Annotated in this window: 16 protein-coding genes; 10 read left to right on the forward strand and 6 right to left on the reverse strand. The window is 32.8% G+C overall.

From position 1 onward, the window contains the following. The first annotated feature begins 20 nt into the window (after positions 1-20). On the forward strand, positions 21-1,307 hold the full coding sequence (gene hemL / locus AABD74_RS09815) for a glutamate-1-semialdehyde 2,1-aminomutase (RefSeq protein ID WP_406845407.1): 1,287 nt from the start codon (positions 21-23) through the stop codon (positions 1,305-1,307). Positions 1,308-1,442: 135 nt separating this feature from the next. Here the strand turns inward: hemL and AABD74_RS09820 are convergent, their stop codons facing one another. Continuing rightward, positions 1,443-2,183 (reverse strand): hypothetical protein, encoded by a 741-nt coding sequence (locus tag AABD74_RS09820; protein WP_406845408.1) that lies wholly within the window; start codon positions 2,181-2,183, stop codon positions 1,443-1,445. Positions 2,184-2,356: 173 nt separating this feature from the next. Next, the gene (locus AABD74_RS09825; protein ID WP_406845409.1) at positions 2,357-2,797 is read right to left on the reverse strand and encodes a hypothetical protein; all 441 of its coding nucleotides are present in this window, start codon (positions 2,795-2,797) and stop codon (positions 2,357-2,359) included. A 187-nt stretch (positions 2,798-2,984) separates the two neighbouring features. On the opposite strand from AABD74_RS09825, the gene AABD74_RS09830 reads away from it, so the two are divergent. After that, a complete protein-coding gene (locus tag AABD74_RS09830; RefSeq protein WP_406845410.1) occupies positions 2,985-4,004 on the forward strand; it encodes a 2-hydroxyacid dehydrogenase in 1,020 nt (339 codons plus the stop codon). Between the two features lie 125 nt (positions 4,005-4,129). Then, entirely contained in the window at positions 4,130-4,726 is a 597-nt protein-coding gene (locus tag AABD74_RS09835; RefSeq protein ID WP_406845411.1) for a hypothetical protein, read from the forward strand. 440 nt (positions 4,727-5,166) lie between these two features. Here AABD74_RS09835 and AABD74_RS09840 read toward each other — a convergent pair whose 3' ends face one another. Together AABD74_RS09840 and lysS are read right to left on the reverse strand one after the other, a co-directional pair. Further along, complete coding sequence (locus AABD74_RS09840) at positions 5,167-5,400, reverse strand: hypothetical protein (protein ID WP_406845412.1); 234 nt, start codon at positions 5,398-5,400, stop codon at positions 5,167-5,169. Between the two features lie 100 nt (positions 5,401-5,500). Beyond that, a complete protein-coding gene (gene lysS / locus AABD74_RS09845; protein ID WP_406845413.1) occupies positions 5,501-7,204 on the reverse strand; it encodes a lysine--tRNA ligase in 1,704 nt (567 codons plus the stop codon). 344 nt (positions 7,205-7,548) lie between these two features. Between lysS and AABD74_RS09850 the strand changes: the two genes are divergently transcribed. From AABD74_RS09850 to AABD74_RS09860, 3 genes are all read left to right on the forward strand, one after another. Next, a complete protein-coding gene (locus AABD74_RS09850) occupies positions 7,549-8,304 on the forward strand; it encodes a hypothetical protein (RefSeq protein WP_232682889.1) in 756 nt (251 codons plus the stop codon). Positions 8,305-8,309: 5 nt separating this feature from the next. Further along, positions 8,310-9,011, forward strand: a complete 702-nt coding sequence (gene lipB, locus AABD74_RS09855; RefSeq protein WP_406845414.1) for a lipoyl(octanoyl) transferase LipB — start codon at positions 8,310-8,312, stop codon at positions 9,009-9,011. Between the two features lie 396 nt (positions 9,012-9,407). After that, complete coding sequence (locus tag AABD74_RS09860) at positions 9,408-10,262, forward strand: nuclear transport factor 2 family protein (RefSeq protein ID WP_406845415.1); 855 nt, start codon at positions 9,408-9,410, stop codon at positions 10,260-10,262. A 109-nt stretch (positions 10,263-10,371) separates the two neighbouring features. Here AABD74_RS09860 and AABD74_RS09865 read toward each other — a convergent pair whose 3' ends face one another. Continuing rightward, on the reverse strand, positions 10,372-11,040 hold the full coding sequence (locus tag AABD74_RS09865; RefSeq protein WP_232682886.1) for a ribonuclease HII: 669 nt from the start codon (positions 11,038-11,040) through the stop codon (positions 10,372-10,374). Between the two features lie 171 nt (positions 11,041-11,211). On the opposite strand from AABD74_RS09865, the gene AABD74_RS09870 reads away from it, so the two are divergent. The 4 genes from AABD74_RS09870 to AABD74_RS09885 all read left to right on the forward strand — a co-directional run bounded on the left by AABD74_RS09870 (position 11,212) and on the right by AABD74_RS09885 (position 16,344). Beyond that, positions 11,212-13,191 carry a putative porin gene (locus tag AABD74_RS09870; protein ID WP_406845416.1) on the forward strand — a complete coding sequence of 660 codons (1,980 nt, stop codon included), beginning with the start codon at positions 11,212-11,214 and terminating at the stop codon, positions 13,189-13,191. 51 nt (positions 13,192-13,242) lie between these two features. After that, complete coding sequence (locus AABD74_RS09875; protein WP_232682884.1) at positions 13,243-14,604, forward strand: pyridoxal-phosphate dependent enzyme; 1,362 nt, start codon at positions 13,243-13,245, stop codon at positions 14,602-14,604. Positions 14,605-14,757: 153 nt separating this feature from the next. Then, positions 14,758-16,029, forward strand: a complete 1,272-nt coding sequence (locus AABD74_RS09880) for a DUF2851 family protein (protein WP_232682883.1) — start codon at positions 14,758-14,760, stop codon at positions 16,027-16,029. Positions 16,030-16,116: 87 nt separating this feature from the next. Further along, positions 16,117-16,344, forward strand: a complete 228-nt coding sequence (locus AABD74_RS09885; protein ID WP_007810860.1) for a PspC family transcriptional regulator — start codon at positions 16,117-16,119, stop codon at positions 16,342-16,344. Positions 16,345-16,425: 81 nt separating this feature from the next. Here AABD74_RS09885 and AABD74_RS09890 read toward each other — a convergent pair whose 3' ends face one another. After that, positions 16,426-17,877, reverse strand: a complete 1,452-nt coding sequence (locus AABD74_RS09890; protein ID WP_232682881.1) for an amino acid permease — start codon at positions 17,875-17,877, stop codon at positions 16,426-16,428. Positions 17,878-18,095 lie beyond the last annotated feature (218 nt).

Below are 18,095 nucleotides of genomic sequence, written 5' to 3' on the forward strand. Positions count from 1 at the left end.
TCTAAAATCTAAAATTAAGAATGTTATATAAAAGAAGTAGTCAGCTTTTTGCTGAAGCAGAAAAAGTAATTCCGGGAGGAGTAAATTCACCAGTAAGAGCATTTAAAGCAGTTGGCGGAACTCCAATTTTTGTAAAAAGTGCCAAAGGCGCTTACTTATATGATGAAGACGGAAACAAATTAATAGATTATATCAACTCTTGGGGGCCAATGGTTTTGGGACACGCTTATCAGCCGGTTGTTGATGCCGTAATCGAAAAAGCAAAACTGGGAACTTCATTTGGAATGCCAACAGAACTGGAAACAGAAATTGCTGCTTTGGCAGTTTCTATGGTTCCGAATATTGATAAAATACGTTTTGTAAATTCTGGAACAGAAGCTTGTATGAGTGCGATTCGTCTGGCTCGCGGATTTACAAAAAGAGATAAAATCATCAAATTTGCAGGCTGCTATCACGGACATTCTGATTCATTCTTGATTCAGGCAGGAAGTGGAGCCGTAACTTTTGGATCGCCAAACAGCCCAGGAGTTACAGAAGGAACTGCAAAAGATACTTTGTTAGCCAAATACAATGATTTAGAGAATGTAAAAACTTTAATCGAAGCGAATAAAGGAGAAATCGCGGCCATTATTATCGAAGCGGTTGCAGGAAATATGGGTTGTATTCCGCCTGCAAAAGGTTTCTTAGAAGGCTTAAGAGAATTGTGTACAGCAAACGGAATCTTATTGATTTTTGATGAGGTTATGACAGGTTTTCGTTTAGCCCGCGGAGGAGTTCAGGAATTGTATAATATTAATGCTGATATTGTAACTTTTGGAAAAGTAATTGGCGGAGGACTTCCGGTTGGAGCTTTTGCTGCCCGCGAAGAAATCATGAATTATTTAGCACCTCTTGGTCCAGTTTATCAGGCTGGAACATTATCTGGAAATCCGTTAGCAATGGCGGCTGGATATGCAATGTTGAAAGCGTTAGACAATGACCGTGAAATTTTTACTCGTTTAGAAGAAAAAACGGCTTATTTAGAAGCAGGAATTGACAGAGTTTTAAAAGCAAATAATGTTGTTTTTACCATCAATAGAGTAGGTTCTATGATTTCTGTTCACTTTGATGGGGATCCGGTTACCGATTTTCAAACGGCTGCAAAAGGAGATAACGAAACGTTTAAGAAATTCTTCCACGGACTGTTGCAGGAAGGGATTTACATTGCACCATCTGCATACGAAACATGGTTTATTACAGATGCTTTAACATATGAAGATTTAGATTTTACTATTAATGCGATCGATAAGGTTTCGAAAACATTTTAATAGCAAAAAAGAGGCTGTCTCAAAAGTCGAGACAACCTCTTTTTTATTCGGATACCTATCGGAGAAATTTTCCGTTTACGCGATTCTCAACAGCTTGATTTTACTTTTGAGACAGCCTCTTTTTTTTGATCTCAATTACATTTTATCTTTTCGGTGATCTTTCATTTTGTCTTTATGTTCTTTTTTAATTGCTGTCCATTTTTTGTATTGATCTGCATTTAAAATAGATTTCATTTTTGCATCATAAGCTTTGTGATCTTCTTCCATTTGTTTTTTCATGGCTTTTTTATCAGCTTCAGTTGGCTGTACACCAGAATCTCTTCTGCTTTTTTTAAGCATTTCCATTTTTGTACTTCTGTCAGATAAAAGTTCACTTACTTGTTTTTGCTGATCAGCATTTAGATTTAAGTCAGTCGTTAATTTTTGTAAATGCGCCTGATTACGTTCCTGTGGTGTTTTATGATCTTTATGATCTCCTTTTCCTCTGCGGCCTTCATGTTCTTTTTTTAGAGCCGTCCATTTTGTGTATTGATCCGCATTTAAAATGGCTTTCATTTTAGCATCGTTGGCTTCTCTTTCGGCGGTAATTTGTTTTTTAAAAGCTTCTCTTTCTTCTGCAGTAGGTTTTGTTTTACTGTCTTTTCTTGAATCTCTGAACTTTTCCGCTTTAGCACTTTTCTCTGCCAAAAGCTGCTTTACTTGTTCCTGCTGTTTTTTATCTAAATTCAAATCAGAAGTTAGTTTTTGTAAATGCTTTTCATTACGCTGTTCGGGAGTTAATTTTTCTCTTTGATCACGTGCTGGTTTCTGATTGATGTCTTGTGCAAAACTTACTATTCCAACGAACAATAAAGCTGCGATAAATAATTTTTTCATTTTTCGTCTTTTTAAAAGGTTTATTGCAATTAGACTTCTACAGATTTAATAAGTTTAATGAGATTGTCAGATTTATCTTTTATTTAACAGAAACTATTAATGAAAATATAATGTGGTTTTAAAAATATTTGAAAATACAAAGAGGCTCAACGGCCTCTTTGTATAAACTATATTTAGTTGCTTTCTTTTTTGTATTCTTTTATTTTTTCTCTGGCTTTGTCTTTATTTTTTTCCTGTAAAGAATGCCATTTTGCATATTGATCAGCGTTTAGAATTGCTTTCATTTTTGCGTCATTTGCTTCTTTTTCGGCTTTTATTTCATTTTTAAAAGCTTCTTTTTCAGCTGCAGTTGGCTTTACATCACTGTTCTTTTTTGCTTCTCTGGCTTCTCTGAATTTTTCTGCTTTAGCACTTCTTTCAGCTAGTAATTGTTTTACCTGTGCTTGTTGATTGGCATCTAAACTCAATTCTGTAGTTAACTTTTTTAATTGTTTTTCGCTGCGCTGTTCGGGAGTTAATTTTTCTTTTTGTTCAGGTGCTGTTTTTTGATCGGTGTCTTGTGCAAAACTTGCTATTCCAACTAATAGTATAGCTGCGATAAATAATTTTTTCATGATTTGTCTTTTTTTAAGGTTATAGTATTTAGACTTTATTAAACTGAATAGGTTTAATTAATATTGTGAATTGTTGTTTATTTAACTTTTTGAGATGTAAATATTTAAAGCTGCAGCTTTCCTGTATATTGAAAATATTTTCTTATTTTTAGAAGACCAATAAAATATTTTCCAAAAACAAATTATTATGAATTCCTCTTTGTTAAACAATAAAATTGCTTTCTTTTCAACGCAGCCTTACGATAAAGCTTTCTTCAATAAATACAATGCTGATTTTGGTTTTGAACTGGATTTTTTCGAAACACAATTAAACACACAAACTGTAATTTTAATTGAAAAAACCAAAATTGTCTGCGTCTTTGTAAACGACATTGTAAACGAAGCCGTAATTAAACAATTGGCAGAAAAAAATGTAAAAATTATTGCATTACGCTGCGCAGGTTTTAATAATGTCGATCTGGAAGCAGCAAAAAAACACAATTTAAAAGTCTGTCGTGTTCCGGCATATTCTCCGCAGGCAGTTGCTGAACATGCGATGGCAATGATTTTGACTTTAAACCGAAAAACACATAAAGCATATAACAGGGTTCGTGAGCAAAATTTCTCTTTAAATGGATTATTAGGTTTTGATTTGTTTGGAAAAACAATTGGAATTATTGGAACGGGAAATATCGGAAAAGCTTTTGCAAAAATTGCTTTGGGTTTTGGCTGTAAAGTTTTGGCTTATGATATTGTAACCAATGAGGAAATGGCTAAAGACGGTGTTTCTTTTGTTGGTTTAGAAGAAATATTTAAATCGAGCGATATCATTTCACTTCACTGTCCGCTAAACGATCAAACAAAGCATGTAATTAACAAAGATTCAATTGCTTTGATGAAAGACAGCGTAATGATTATTAATACTAGCCGCGGCGGATTAATTGAAACTTCCTGCGTAATTGAAGGTTTAAAAGAAGGTAAAATTGGCTATTTAGGAATTGATGTTTACGAACAGGAAGAAAAACTTTTCTTCAGGGATTTATCTGCAGATATTATTCAGGATGATGCAATTCAGCGTTTAATGAGTTTTCCGAATGTTTTGGTAACAGCGCATCAGGCGTTTTTTACCAACGAAGCTTTAACGCAGATTGCATTGGTAACTTTCAATAATATAAAATCATTATTGAAGCAAAATGATATTGAAAATAAAGCGGCATTATTAGTTTAAATTATCCGCTGCATTAAACCTGATAGGTTCTTATCCAGAGACTTCGGGACTGTCGGGTTGCTTGTCGAATATTTTTCGTAATTTAATTACTTGAAAATGAGTATGTAGATTTAAAATATCAGATTATGAAAAATAAAATTCTAATTCTAATCGCAATTCTGGCATTATATTCATGTCAAAGTAAAACGGAATCAAAAAATATTATTAAAACGATTATTCAGGATACATTGTCAAAAACCATTGGAGGAACTGCTGATGTAAGTGATGCTCCTGCAAAAGAAGATAAAGCAGCCAAATTAATTCGAAAGCAATTAAAGGTTCTATTAAAGAACGATCTTCCCGTATTGACAAAAGAAAACAGGTTCTTTTATTACGAAGCTTTTGATTTAAATAACGATCAGAAAAATGAATATTTTGTTGGTTTCTCTAATTCGTATTTCTGTGGAAGCGGGGGCTGTTCTGGTTATATTTTAAATAATAAAGGAAGTTTAATCAATTCTTTCACCGTAACTGATTTTCCTATTTATGTAACGACTTCATCAACTGAAAAATTTTATAATCTTTTAATGAAAAGCGGTGGTTCATTCCATCTTATAAAAATGAAGAATGGGAAATATCCATCAAATCCATCTGTTCAGGAAAAATGGAAAGGTGATCTTCCAAAAGAAAGTACAAAGGTTTTAGATATTTATGATAAGAAGTTGGTGAAGTATTCATTTTAAAAACCTGTCGGGTTTACGATACCTGAAAATGTACACAAAGATATTCAGTAGAGACGCACAGCAGTGTGTCTACGCAATCTAATTCGACAGCAATAAGATATAAAAAACAAACCCCGACTGCTTTTAAAACCAGTCGGGGTGTTATATGATTACCTTTTTAGTATTTTAGAAAGTATTTTTGGATTTCGTCTATTATCCCAAAATGCTATGACAATTAATTCTTTTGTAGTTATTCTATAAAATATATTATAATGTCATAATGTTGAGAATCTAATATCTGGAAAAGTGGTTTTAACGTAAATTTCAGGATTATTCACTAGAAACTTAACTCTTTGTGTTATTTCTGTAACTAACTTTCTTGAATAAGTTTTTGACTTATTTCTTTTATTCCAAATAATTCAATATTTTTCTTCTTTGATTAACAGCTGTATTAGTCCAAATTATTCTGACAGCCATTCTAAATCTTCCGTATCTAAATCTTCTTGAGAAATGACTCTTCCATATTTAATGTCTTCTTCACTTTCTCTCAGCATATCCAATTCATATTGTTCAAATTGATAAACTTCTGAAGTATCTGCATTTTTTAGAAGATTTCTGGTTTTTTCTAACAGGCTGACATCCTCAACATTTTTTAGTTTATCAAATATTTCTAATTTTATTTCTAAAGTGCTCATAATAATACAATTTTCATTAATCAAAGTTATGTAAATAAAACGAAAAACCCGATAAGTTATAAACCTATCGGGCTGTATTTGTAATAAAATAAGACAAAAATTACTCCACCAATTCAACAGTTTTGAACTCGCCGTCAACGACAACTTTAGTCAAACCATGTTTAGATAAGTTTTTCATAGACGCATCCCATTTTTTACCGCTTAAGTTAGCTGTAACTTTTAGCTGCGCTAATTCCATTTTATTTTCGTTTCCTTTCAATAAAGTAATGATTACTTTTTCTTCGTCAGACAATTCAATTTGAGCTTGTTTTTTCTCCGGACGCATTTGCGGGAACAATAAAACTTCCTGAATAGAAGCATTATTTGTTAAATACATAATCAAACGATCCATTCCAATTCCCATTCCAGACGTTGGAGGCATACCATATTCAAGAGCTCTTAAGAAATCTTCGTCGATAATTCCGTTTGCTTCATCATCCCCTTTTTCAGATAAACGCATTTGATCTTCAAAACGCTCACGCTGATCAATTGGATCATTTAATTCAGAATACGCATTTGCAATTTCTTTACCGCAAACCATCAATTCAAAACGCTCTGTAAGATCCGGATTGTCGCGGTGCTCTTTACAAAGCGGAGACATTTCTTTAGGATAATCAGTAATGAAAGTTGGCTGAATATAATTTCCTTCACATTTAGCTCCAAAAATCTCATCAATTAATTTTCCTTTACCCATTGTTTCGTCAACTTCAATTCCCATTCCTCTTGCGGCTGTAAACAATTCTTCTTCTGTTTTTCCTGAAATATCAAATCCAGTAAAATGTTTGATAGAATCGGTCATTGTTACGCGTGCATAAGGCGCTTTAAAGTTGATTGTATGTTCGCCAAAAGTAACTTCGCTTGTACCGTTTACAGCAATCGCACAATGCTCAAGTAAACCTTCTGCAAATTCCATCATCCAGTTGTAGTCTTTGTAAGCTACATATATTTCCATTGCAGTAAATTCAGGATTATGCGTTCTGTCCATTCCTTCGTTACGGAAGTTTTTAGAGAACTCATAAACACCTTCAAATCCACCAACAATTAATCTTTTTAAATATAATTCGTTTGCAATACGCATGTAAAGCGGGATATCAAGCGAATTATGGTGTGTGATAAAAGGTCTTGCCGAAGCTCCACCCGGAATTGATTGTAAAACCGGAGTTTCAACTTCAAGATAACCGGCATCATTAAAATAGTTACGCATAGCGCTAAACAACTTTGTACGTTTGATGAAAGTTTCTTTAACATGCTGATTTACCGTTAAATCTACATAACGCATTCTGTAACGTAACTCAGCATCATTAAATGCATCGTGTACGTTTCCTTCTTCATCAACTTTTGGTAAAGGAAGCGGGCGTAACGTTTTACTCAGGAAAGTAAATCCGTTTACACGGATACATTTTGCACCAACTTGTGTAGTAAACAATTCTCCTTCAATACCAATAAAGTCACCTAAATCAGTTAATTTTTTAAATACCTGGTTGTATAAAGTTTTATCGTCACCTTCACACAAAACATCGCGGTTCACGTACAATTGAATACGTCCTTCGCTATCCTGCAATTCAGCAAAACAAGCTTTTCCCTGATCTCTCACGCTCATCAAACGACCCGCAACGATAACCTTCTTACCTTCTTCAAACGACTCCTTTATTTGCTTAGAAGTATGATTTACAGGAAAAAGATTAGCTGGATAAGGATTGATTCCCAGACTGCGTAAGTTTTGAAGTTTTTCTCTTCTGATGATTTCTTGTTCTGATAATGCCATTTTGTGCTCTTTTTTTAAGTGTGCAAAGATAAAGAAAAGAATGTAGATTTTAGAATGCTGATTTTAGATTTTTTGTTATAGCAATTTATTGTATTTCAATCTTTAAAATGGGTGAAAAATGGGGGATTGGTTTATAGACCACAGATTTTACTAATGGTACGGATTGACCACGGATTTCTTTTTACAGAGAGAAACTTTGTAAAAGTTAAAGCTAAACAATAATCTGCGTTCAATCCGTACCATTAGTGAAATCCGTGAGCCAATTTTCGCATAAACGATTAAACATATCAACAGTTAACCAATTAAAAATAGAGTTCGTATATTTGATAAAAAATTGTACTACGATGAAATTATACAAATTACTTAGTTTTTCTTTTTTAATAGCGACATTAACAAGCTGTACTTTTACTGAAAATATTTACATCAACGATAACGGAAGCGGAAAATTCTCTGTAGATATGGATGGTTCTGCTTTGATGGAAATGGCGGGCGACCAAATTGGAAGCCAGATGGGAGCCGATGCTAAAAAAGACATTGATTCTACTTTTACTTTCAAACAATTATTTGCAGATAAAAAAGACAGCATCGCAAAAATGTCTCCGGAAGCTCAGCAAGAAATTAAAAAACTCGAAAATTTTGTAGTTAATACCAAAATGAGTGCTGAAAAAAAACAGTTTTTAATGACTTTTTCAACCGATTTTAAAAACGTAAACGAACTTCAGGATATTTTACAAACCGCAAGTACACTTCAAAAATTAGAAGGAGGGGCAGCTCCGCCAAACCCAATGGGAAGCGGTTTTGGAAACAATAACAGCAAATTAAACTATACTTATGACGGAAAGAAATTTGCCCGAAAAGCGATAATCGATCAGCAGAAACTGGCCGAAGTAAAAAAAGATTCAGCAGCAGATATGTCTAAAATGATGTTTGCTTCATCAAATTATATTATCAAATATCACTTTCCGAAGAAAATAAAAAAAGTATCAAACCCGAATGCTTTATTCAGCGACGATCGAAAATCAATTACAATTCAATACACTTTCACGGATTATATGGAGAATCCTGACAAACTTAACTTTGAAGTCGAGTTTGAAAAATAATTAAAATGAATACAAAAATTCAACTTCAAGATCTTGGAAACCGGGATTATAAATCGACTTGGGAATATCAGGAAGAACTTTTTAAGGATATTGTCGACTTAAAAATCAAAAACAGAAGAGAAGAACTTGACTTGCCAACACCAAATTATTTGTTGTTTGTTGAGCATCCGCATGTTTACACTTTAGGCAAAAGCGGCGATCTGGGAAACTTATTATTAAACGAAAAACAGCTTAAAGCTAAAGGAGCAGCTTTTTATAAAATCAATCGCGGCGGTGATATTACATATCACGGGCCGGGACAAATTGTAGGTTATCCAATTCTGGATTTAGAAAATTTCTTCACCGATATTCATAAATATTTACGGTTTCTTGAAGAAGCGATGATTCTGACTTTGGCAGAATATGGTTTAGAGTCGGGCAGGAGTGAAGGTGAAACCGGAGTCTGGCTGGGGGTCGGAACTCCGTTTGCACGCAAAATATGCGCAATGGGTGTTCGCGCTTCACGCTGGGTTACCATGCATGGATTTGCTCTTAACGTAAATGTCGATTTAGGCTATTTTGATAATATTATTCCATGTGGAATTCGCGGAAAAGGCGTTACATCATTAAACGTTGAGCTTGGCGTAGAAAAAGTTGACGAAGAAGAAGTAAAGTCTAAAATAATCAAACATTTAACCAATTTATTTGAAGCTGAATTTATTAATTAAGCTTCTGAAATATATAGTATGAAAAATGCTGAAGAAAATAACAATTATAGAATTGCGGTTCCTTCAGCATTTGAAACTGTTTTTTAGCACTTCTATTTCGCCAAAAATAAAACAGCATTTTTATTTTGATAAGGCTGACTGAGCTTCGGCAGAAAGTGTTTCAGAATGGGAAAATCAACTTAAAAATACTTTTAAACTGATTGATGTAGTTTCTGTTTTTCAATAGAAATTTATTTTAAAAAAGAATTATTGCATAAAATCTAAAAATGTCCAGCTAAGGACCAAGATTTTAAATTGACAGCAAATTACAGGAATATCGTGGTTTTCTAATGTTTTTATGGTAAATTTGGTTTTATACTTTAAGATAAGCTTTAACCAAATATAATCTAACGACCTATGAGAAAAATCTACTTTGTATGTTTCCTATTTATGCTTAATGGTCTTTTTGCTCAAAAGAAAGATAAATTAAATCCAATTGCGGTTTATGAAAAAGCTTGGCAGGAGAAAAATAGTGATGCAAGATTAAAACTGATTAAAACAATCTGGCTGGACGATAGTACTTTTGAAGACCCTTCGGCTTCTATAAAAGGACAGGCTGCTTTAAATAATGTTATAAATGAGTTTTATAAAAAGTTTCCTGATGCCGTATTAACATCGGGGGCAAAAGTTGTAAAAGACAATTATGTAACCTGGGACTGGAAAATTATTGATTCAAAGAAAAAAGAGCCTATAATGGGAGGTCGTGATTTTGCCAGATTAAACGGTAAAGGTCAGGTAAGTAAGATTATCGGTTTTTGGAATACAGATGTTACTTTGTTTGAGGCTGAAGTTTTGCAAAATATTGAAGCCGATAATTTTAAGGTTGTCGCGCAATATTATGAATGTCTTTTTAAAACCAGAGATTTTATTAAAATGGCAGCGTTAATAGAAGATGGTGCAATTTACAGTCAGGCAGAAGGACTGCCTTATGGCGGAACGTATGCTGGGTTTAATGAATGGACGAAAATGTATGCAAAATCTAATGAGTTTTTTGACTTGGAAATAGAAAAAGAACCGGTTTATTTTAGCGATGCGACAAAAAATGAAGTGATTATTTATTTTACAATAAAATGTAAAGCAAAAAAATCCGGTAAAACACTTTCTATGCCCATTTCAGAACATTTTGATCTAAAAAACGGAAAAATTACCGCAATTAGACCATTTTATTTTGATACCAAACAATTTGCAGAATTCTTAAAAAGCAGAAAATAGCATACGGGAAGTTTAATAACCGTATACAATGTTATGTTTCTGTTTTTTAAAGTTTTTAGTTAATAAAGAATTTCAATAAAAAAGACTTATCTAATTTGCTAAGTCTTTTTTATTCCTCAAAGAAATTGAGTTCTAATTGATCTGGTAAAAGTCTGAAACTCATTCGGTGGTATTTTGTTGGGCCATATTTTCTAATGGCTTCGCGGTGTTCTTTTGTTGGATAACCTTTATTTTTTTTCCAGTTATACATAGGGAATTCTTCGTGAATTTGATCCATATATTCATCCCGATAGGTTTTTGCCAAAACAGAAGCTGCAGCAATACTCAGGAATTTTGCATCGCCTTTTATAATACTTTTATTTGGTATTGATTTTAGTAATGCAATTTCTTCCTTAGAAAATTGCTTTCCAAAAGTGTTTTTTAGGCCAAGTTTTGCATTCAGCGAGCGGTTTCCATCAACAATAATGTATTCAGGAACATGTTTTAATTTTAAAATACATTCCTGCATTCCTTTCATCGAAGCATTCAGGATATTTATTTCATCAATTTCATCTGGAAACAAATGTGTTACAGCAAAACAAACTGCATGTTTTTCGATAATTGGCTTTAAAAAAAACCTCATTTTTTCAGACAATTGTTTACTGTCATTTAAAATTTCGTGCTCAAAATCTTCAGGCAGAATTATGGCTGCAGCAGTTACAGGTCCTGCAAGACAGCCGCGGCCAGCCTCGTCAGTTCCAGTTTCTAAAACAAATCCCGAGAAATTTTTTGCAAGCATTTTTTTGAAATTTTAAAAGGCAAATATCATAAAATTTTATGTAAAAATATTCGTTTTCATACTGTCTGCTAAGGTAATTGTATAAATTGAAGTGTTTTTTTATTTATACATATTTATCTTTTACCTTTGCTCAACAAATTTTGTCGAAATAATTACATATAAAGCCATCAAATGAGAATATTCATTTTTCTATATCTATTAATTGTACCAGCATTATTGTTTTCTCAGGAAAAACCAAAACCAGCTTCTAAAAATAATTTAGATATGAATACGCAATATTCCAGTATAACAGATACTGTTAAAAAGAAGAAGGCAAAAATTGCAACAATAGATCAGTATCAAATTATTACGCTTGAACATGATACTATTTATGCCGATACTTCGCTGACAATAAAAAGTGCTTATAAACAAAATCATCTTAGAAAAGATCTTTTCGGGCTTTTAGAATTTTCGAATATTGGCCAGCCGTTAAATACATTACAATATAGTTTAACGAGTTTTTCACCGTATCCGGAAATTGGTTTTAGTGCCATGCATTCTAATTATATACAGGCAGACGAAGTTAGATATTACTCTGCGGCGACACCTTTTACTGAACTGTTTTTTAATACAACTATTAATAAAGGGCAAAATGTTGATTCGTTTATAACGCTGAATGTTTCTAAAAATCTTAATTTTTCTATTGCATACAAAGGTTTACGTTCAGAAGGAGATTATATAAACCAATTGGTCAGCGCAGGAAATTTTAGATTTACAACAAGTTACGCAACTACCAGCAGAAGGTATGCACTGAATGCACATTATACGTATCAGGATAATTCGAATGAAGAAAACGGAGGGATTACCACTACGGAAGATTTTGAAAGCGACGATCCCGATTTTAAAAACCGTCAGCGTCTGCAGGTTTATTTAACAGATGCGAAGTCATTTTTAAAAGGAAGACGTTTGTTTTTTGATCATGCTTTTAGAATAAATCCTACACATGGAGACAATAATTTATATATAAACCATCAATTAAATTACGAGAATAAATTTTTCGAATACAACCAGCCAACAGTACTTTCTGCGGTTGACGGAATCGAAGATCCTGTAAAACGTTTTGGTGAATCGTATGTGACCAGTAATATAAACGATCAAACACATTTTGAAAGACTTTATAACAAAGTTGGAGCTGCTTATGAAAATTCTCTTTTAGGAAAGTTTAATTTCTTTGTTGATGATTACAGATCTAATTATCAATACGATAAAATTATTATTTTTAAAGATGGAAGAACTATTCAGGATAATTTATTTCTACAGATTAACAATGTAGGCGGTCAGTACGAATATCAAAAAAATAAATGGAATGGCCGATTCCTGTATACAAGATCTATTACAAATCAATCTCTTTCTGATCTTGATGCAAAACTGCGTTATACTTTAAGCGAGAAGATTCAGTTTGATTTTAGATACAGAAACATTAATAAACTGCCAAACAACAATTATAACTTGTACCAAAGCAGTTATGTATCATACAACTGGTCGAATGATTTTAAAAATGAAAAAATCAATTCGTTAGGGGCCAATATTTATACACCTTGGTTAAATGCCGAAGTTAACTATACTGTTTTAAAAGATCATTTGTATTTTGAAGATGTATCTGATGATGAAGAGGATGCCGTTAGAACCCAAATTATAAGCCCGGCCCAATACGGAAATGCAATTAATTATTTAGAAATAAAGGCGAATAAAGAATTTAAATTTGGAAAATTTGCCTTAGACAATACACTTTTATATCAAAAAGTAGATCAGTCAGATTTGATTTTGAATGTACCGGATTTTGTAACCAGAAATACTTTCTACTATTCAAATCATTATTTCAAAAAAGCATTATATGCTCAGGCAGGAATCGTATTTAATTACTTTACTAAATATTATGCTAACGATTATAACCCGGTAATTGGGGAGTTTTTTGTACAGGATAAAAAAGAAATTGGAAATTATGCCACTTTTGATGTTTTCTTAAACGCAAGGATTCGTCAAACGCGTTTTTATCTAAAAGGAGAACATTTAAATGCTTTATTTTCCAGCAGTAATTATTACTCTGCGCCTAATAATCCGTATCGTGATTTTGTAATCAGATTTGGTTTAGTCTGGAATTTCTTCCAATAAAAAACTGAGCGTAACTTTACTTAAAAAACCAAATATTAAATTTAAATAAAAATGGACTTTTCAAATAATATTTTAGAAACAATTGGTAATACACCATTGGTAAAACTCAACAAAATTGTTGCTGAAATTGATGCGTTAGTACTAGCAAAAGTCGAAACTTTTAATCCTGGAAATTCTGTAAAAGACAGAATGGCTGTAAAAATGATTGAAGATGCCGAAGCTGACGGCCGACTTAAACCAGGCGGAACTATTATTGAAGGAACTTCTGGAAATACCGGAATGGGACTTGCTCTTGTTGCAATTATAAAGGGTTACAAACTGATTTGTGTAATCTCAGACAAACAATCTAAAGAAAAAATGGATATCCTGCGTGCTGTTGGCGCAAAAGTAGTTGTTTGTCCTACAGATGTTGAACCAACTGATCCTCGTTCGTATTATTCAGTTTCAAAGCGTCTGGCAGAAGAAACACCAAATTCCTGGTATGTAAATCAATACGATAATTTGTCAAACTCATTGGCACATTACGAGCAGACCGGACCGGAAATCTGGAAACAAACTGATGGTAAAATTACACATTTTGTTGTAGGAGTTGGAACGGGCGGAACAATTTCCGGAGTTGGAAAATACTTAAAAGAGAAAAACCCGAACATTAAAATTTGGGGAATTGATACTTATGGTTCTGTTTTTAAAAAATACCACGAAACCGGAATTTTTGATGAAAACGAAATTTATTCTTATATAACAGAAGGAATTGGAGAAGATATTTTACCAAAAAATGTTGACTTTTCTCTAATTGATGGTTTTACAAAAGTAACCGATAAGGATGCTGCAGTTTATACAAGAAAGATTGCACTCGAAGAAGGAATTTTTGTTGGAAATTCTGCCGGAGCTTGTATTAAAGGTTTACTGCAGTTAAAAGAGCATTTTAAACCGGATGATGTTGTTGTGGTATTATTTCACGATTCTGGAAGCCGTTATGTTGGAAAAATGTTTAATGATGACTGGATGCGCGAACGTGGATTTTTAGAAGAAAACGTTACGAAGGCTGAAGATGTTATTAAAGATCATATTGATAAAGAATTGATCGTTGTTCGTACAGAAGAATTAGTTTCGCATGCTATCGAACGTATGCGTAAATATAAGATTTCGCAGATTCCGGTTGTTGATATCAACGGATTTGTTGGTTCTGTGGATGAAACGGATTTGTTTAGAAGCTATGTTGCCGATAAAAATGTAGCCGAAAAACCAATAAAAGAAGTAATGGGAAAACCTTTTCCAATTGTAAAATTAGGAACTCCAATCGAAGAAGTTTCGAAATTATTTACAAAAGAAAATGATGCCGTTTTAGTTGATTTAGGAAACGGGAACCATCACATTATTACTAAATATGATATTATTGGCTCAATAAAATAAAAATACGCCTTTATATAAAATCTATCCATAAATCTGATTGTTTTGCAATTAGGTTTATGGATTTTTTCTTCTTGAAATTAGATAATATATTTTTTTTGTAAGAATAATATTAAATTTAGTACTTTTAGCTTTTGTAATAATATAAAATCTAAAATGAAAGAAGACTTTCTTCATTATCTCTGGAGATTCAAAAAGTTTGATACTTTGAATCTTAAAACTACTCAAAATGAACCAATCACGATTATTAAAACCGGCGATTATTTAGAACTTTCGGGGCCGGATTTTTTTAATGCTCATATTAAAATCGGCGATCAAAAATGGGCCGGGAATGTAGAGATACACATAAAATCTTCAGATTGGTATCTGCACAACCATGAAAAAGATGCCGCTTACGAAAATGTAATTCTTCATGTAGTTTGGGAAAACGATACTGCAATTTTTAGAGAAAATAATACTGAAATTCCAGTTCTGGTCCTTAAAGATTATGTAGAAAAAGAAGTTTTAGGTAATTACAATGCGCTGCTTTCTCCTAAAACCTGGATTTCGTGCGAAAAACAAATAAATGAAATCGATGATTTTGTTTTTAAAAACTGGCAGGAAAGATTGTTTTTTGAGCGATTAGAGCGCAAGTCGAGATTTGTTTATAAATTGCTTGAAGAAACAAATCAGGATTGGGAAGCAGTTTTATTTTGCCTTTTGGCGAAGAATTTTGGTTTAAACACTAATGGTTCAGCTTTTCTTCAAATGTCAAAATCAATTCCTTTTTCAATTATAAGAAAAGAAAGCTTTGAAGCAGAAAACCTGGAATCATTGCTTTTGGGAACTTTAAATTTACTGGATGGAGAAAAAGAAGATGTTTATTTTAAAGATTTAAGGTTTAGGTATTTTTATCTGCTGCATAAATATCAGTTAGAAAAATCATTTATAGATCCCGTTCAGTTTTTTAAACACAGGCCAGATAATTTTCCAACAATCAGGCTTTCTCAGCTGGCTAATTTGTATCATAAACATCAAAACTTGTTTTCGAAAATAATTGCTTTAAAATCAGCTAAAAGTGTGTATGAACTGCTAAATGTTTCTGTAAGCCCATATTGGCAGAATCATTATCAATTTGATAAAGAAAGCCCGAAGAAAACGAAAACATTATCCAAATCGTTTCTTGATTTAGTTATTATAAATACTATAATTCCAATTCAGTTTGCTTATTCTGCCATAATGGGAGAATCTGTTTCTGAAGATTTAATAGAGTTTATGAATGAAGTTGCACCAGAAAAAAATGCCATTATCGACAAGTTTACTTCTTTCGGAATAAAATCTAAAAATGCATTTGAAACCCAAACATTACTGGAACTTAAAAATGAATATTGCAGCCACAAAGCTTGTTTAAAATGCGCATTAGGATTAGAGCTGCTTAAAAATAATTAAGCAATTAGAAAATGTATTAATGAGATAATTTGTACTTTTGTCATCCTGAGCGAAGTCGAAGGATAAAGCCTAAAATCTAAAATCAAGATGTCAGCTATTTTAAAACTAAAATTCTTTTTCGAAAAATATGGTTTTCATGTATCGTCAAGGCTTGCAGATAAACTGGGAATGCGTGTAACAAGTGTAAGATTGTTTTTTATTTACATTTCGTTTGTAACAGCTGGTTTAGGTTTTGGAGTCTATCTTACATTGGCCTTCTGGATTCGCCTTAAAGATTTAATCCGGGCAAAAAGAACTTCTGTTTTCGATTTATAGTTCAAAATTTAAGCATAAAAAAGGATCATAAAGTAAATTATAACTTCATGATCCTTTTTTATTTATTTTGTGTTCAGAAAATTATTTTTCCGGATTGTTTAATTTACTGTTTTTCTTACCGTATACAAAATAGATAAGAATACCTAAAGCCATCCAGACAACAAGTCTAGCCCAGCTTTCGTTTGGTAACGAATACATTAAAGCTAAACAAATTACAACTCCTGCAATTGGAACAAATGGAACCAAAGGAGTTCTGAAAGCTCTTGGAGCATCTGGCATTTTTTTACGCATTACCATAACACCAATACAAACTAACACAAAGGCTAATAAGGTTCCAATACTTACCATATGTCCTAAGTCGCTTACAGGAACAAACCCGGCAAACAAACTAACAAATACTAAGAAGAAAAGATTAGTTTTCCAAGGTGTACGGAATTTTGCATGAATTTCACTGAAGAAAGGAGGCAATAAACCATCTTTACTCATTGTATAGAAAACACGGCTTTGTCCCATAAGCATAACCAGCATTACAGAAGTATAACCGGCTAAAATTGCAATAATTAAACCAGTTTGTAAAAAATCATATCCCGTTACGGCAAAAGCAGTTGCAGCAGGTTTTGCATCTCCTGCAAATTTATAATAAGGTACAAGTCCTGTCATAACGTGAGAGAACAATACATATAAAAGCGTACAGATAATTAATGAACCTAAAATACCAATAGGCATTCCTTTTTGTGGATTTTTAGCTTCTTGAGCAGCAGTAGAAACAGCATCAAAACCAATAAAAGCAAAAAATACAGTTCCAGCCCCAGCTGCAATACCTGACCATCCAAACTCTCCAAATACCCCTGTGTTTTTAGGAATGTAAGGAATGTAGTTGGTTGGATCAATAAATTTCCATCCTAATACAATAAATATGATAACAACGGCAACTTTTACAACAACTAATAAGTTATTTATTGTTGCTGATTCTTTTGTTCCTTTAATTAATAATAAAGAAAGTAATGAAACGATAAATATAGCTGGCAGATTTATAATTCCACCTTCAATAACAGTTCCGTTACTAAGTGTTAGTGTTTCCCAAGGAGAACAAATTAAGTCAGGAGGAAGATGAATATTAAATTTAGCAAGCAGTTCAAGTAAATAACGGGACCAGCTTACACCCACTGTAGCGGCACCTAATGCATATTCTAAAACTAAATCCCAACCAATAATCCATGCCATAAATTCTCCCATAGTGGCATATGAATAAGTGTAGGCGCTGCCGGCAACCGGAATCATCGAAGCAAATTCAGCATAACAAAGGCCTGCAAATGCACATCCTACTGCTGCTAAGATAAAAGAAATTGTAACGGCTGGACCCGCATGATCGGCGGCTGCAATTCCTGTTAGCGAAAATAGTCCCGCTCCAATAATTGCTCCTACTCCAAGTGCAACAAGCGAACGTGAAGATAAGGTTCTTTTTAATCCTTTTTCAGATTCGGATGCTTCACCAAGCAGGACCGAAAGAGGTTTAGTTTTCCAAATTGACATATTATAATATTGGTTTATTGTTATTAAGCTCCAAATGTATCGTTTTTTGTAAAAAATAAAAACAATAATCATATTTTAAGTTATAAAATATTTAATTTTTTGATTTTTCCTGTTATCAATGTTCTGCTAAAGCTGTGTTTATTTAATCTCTATTATATCGATTAAGTTAGGTGTATCAATTTAGAAAATAATATTTTTAGTATTTTTCTTAATAAATA

It is taken from the genome of Flavobacterium soyae (genome assembly GCF_045348165.1).
GTDB lineage: Bacteria > Bacteroidota > Bacteroidia > Flavobacteriales > Flavobacteriaceae > Flavobacterium > Flavobacterium soyae.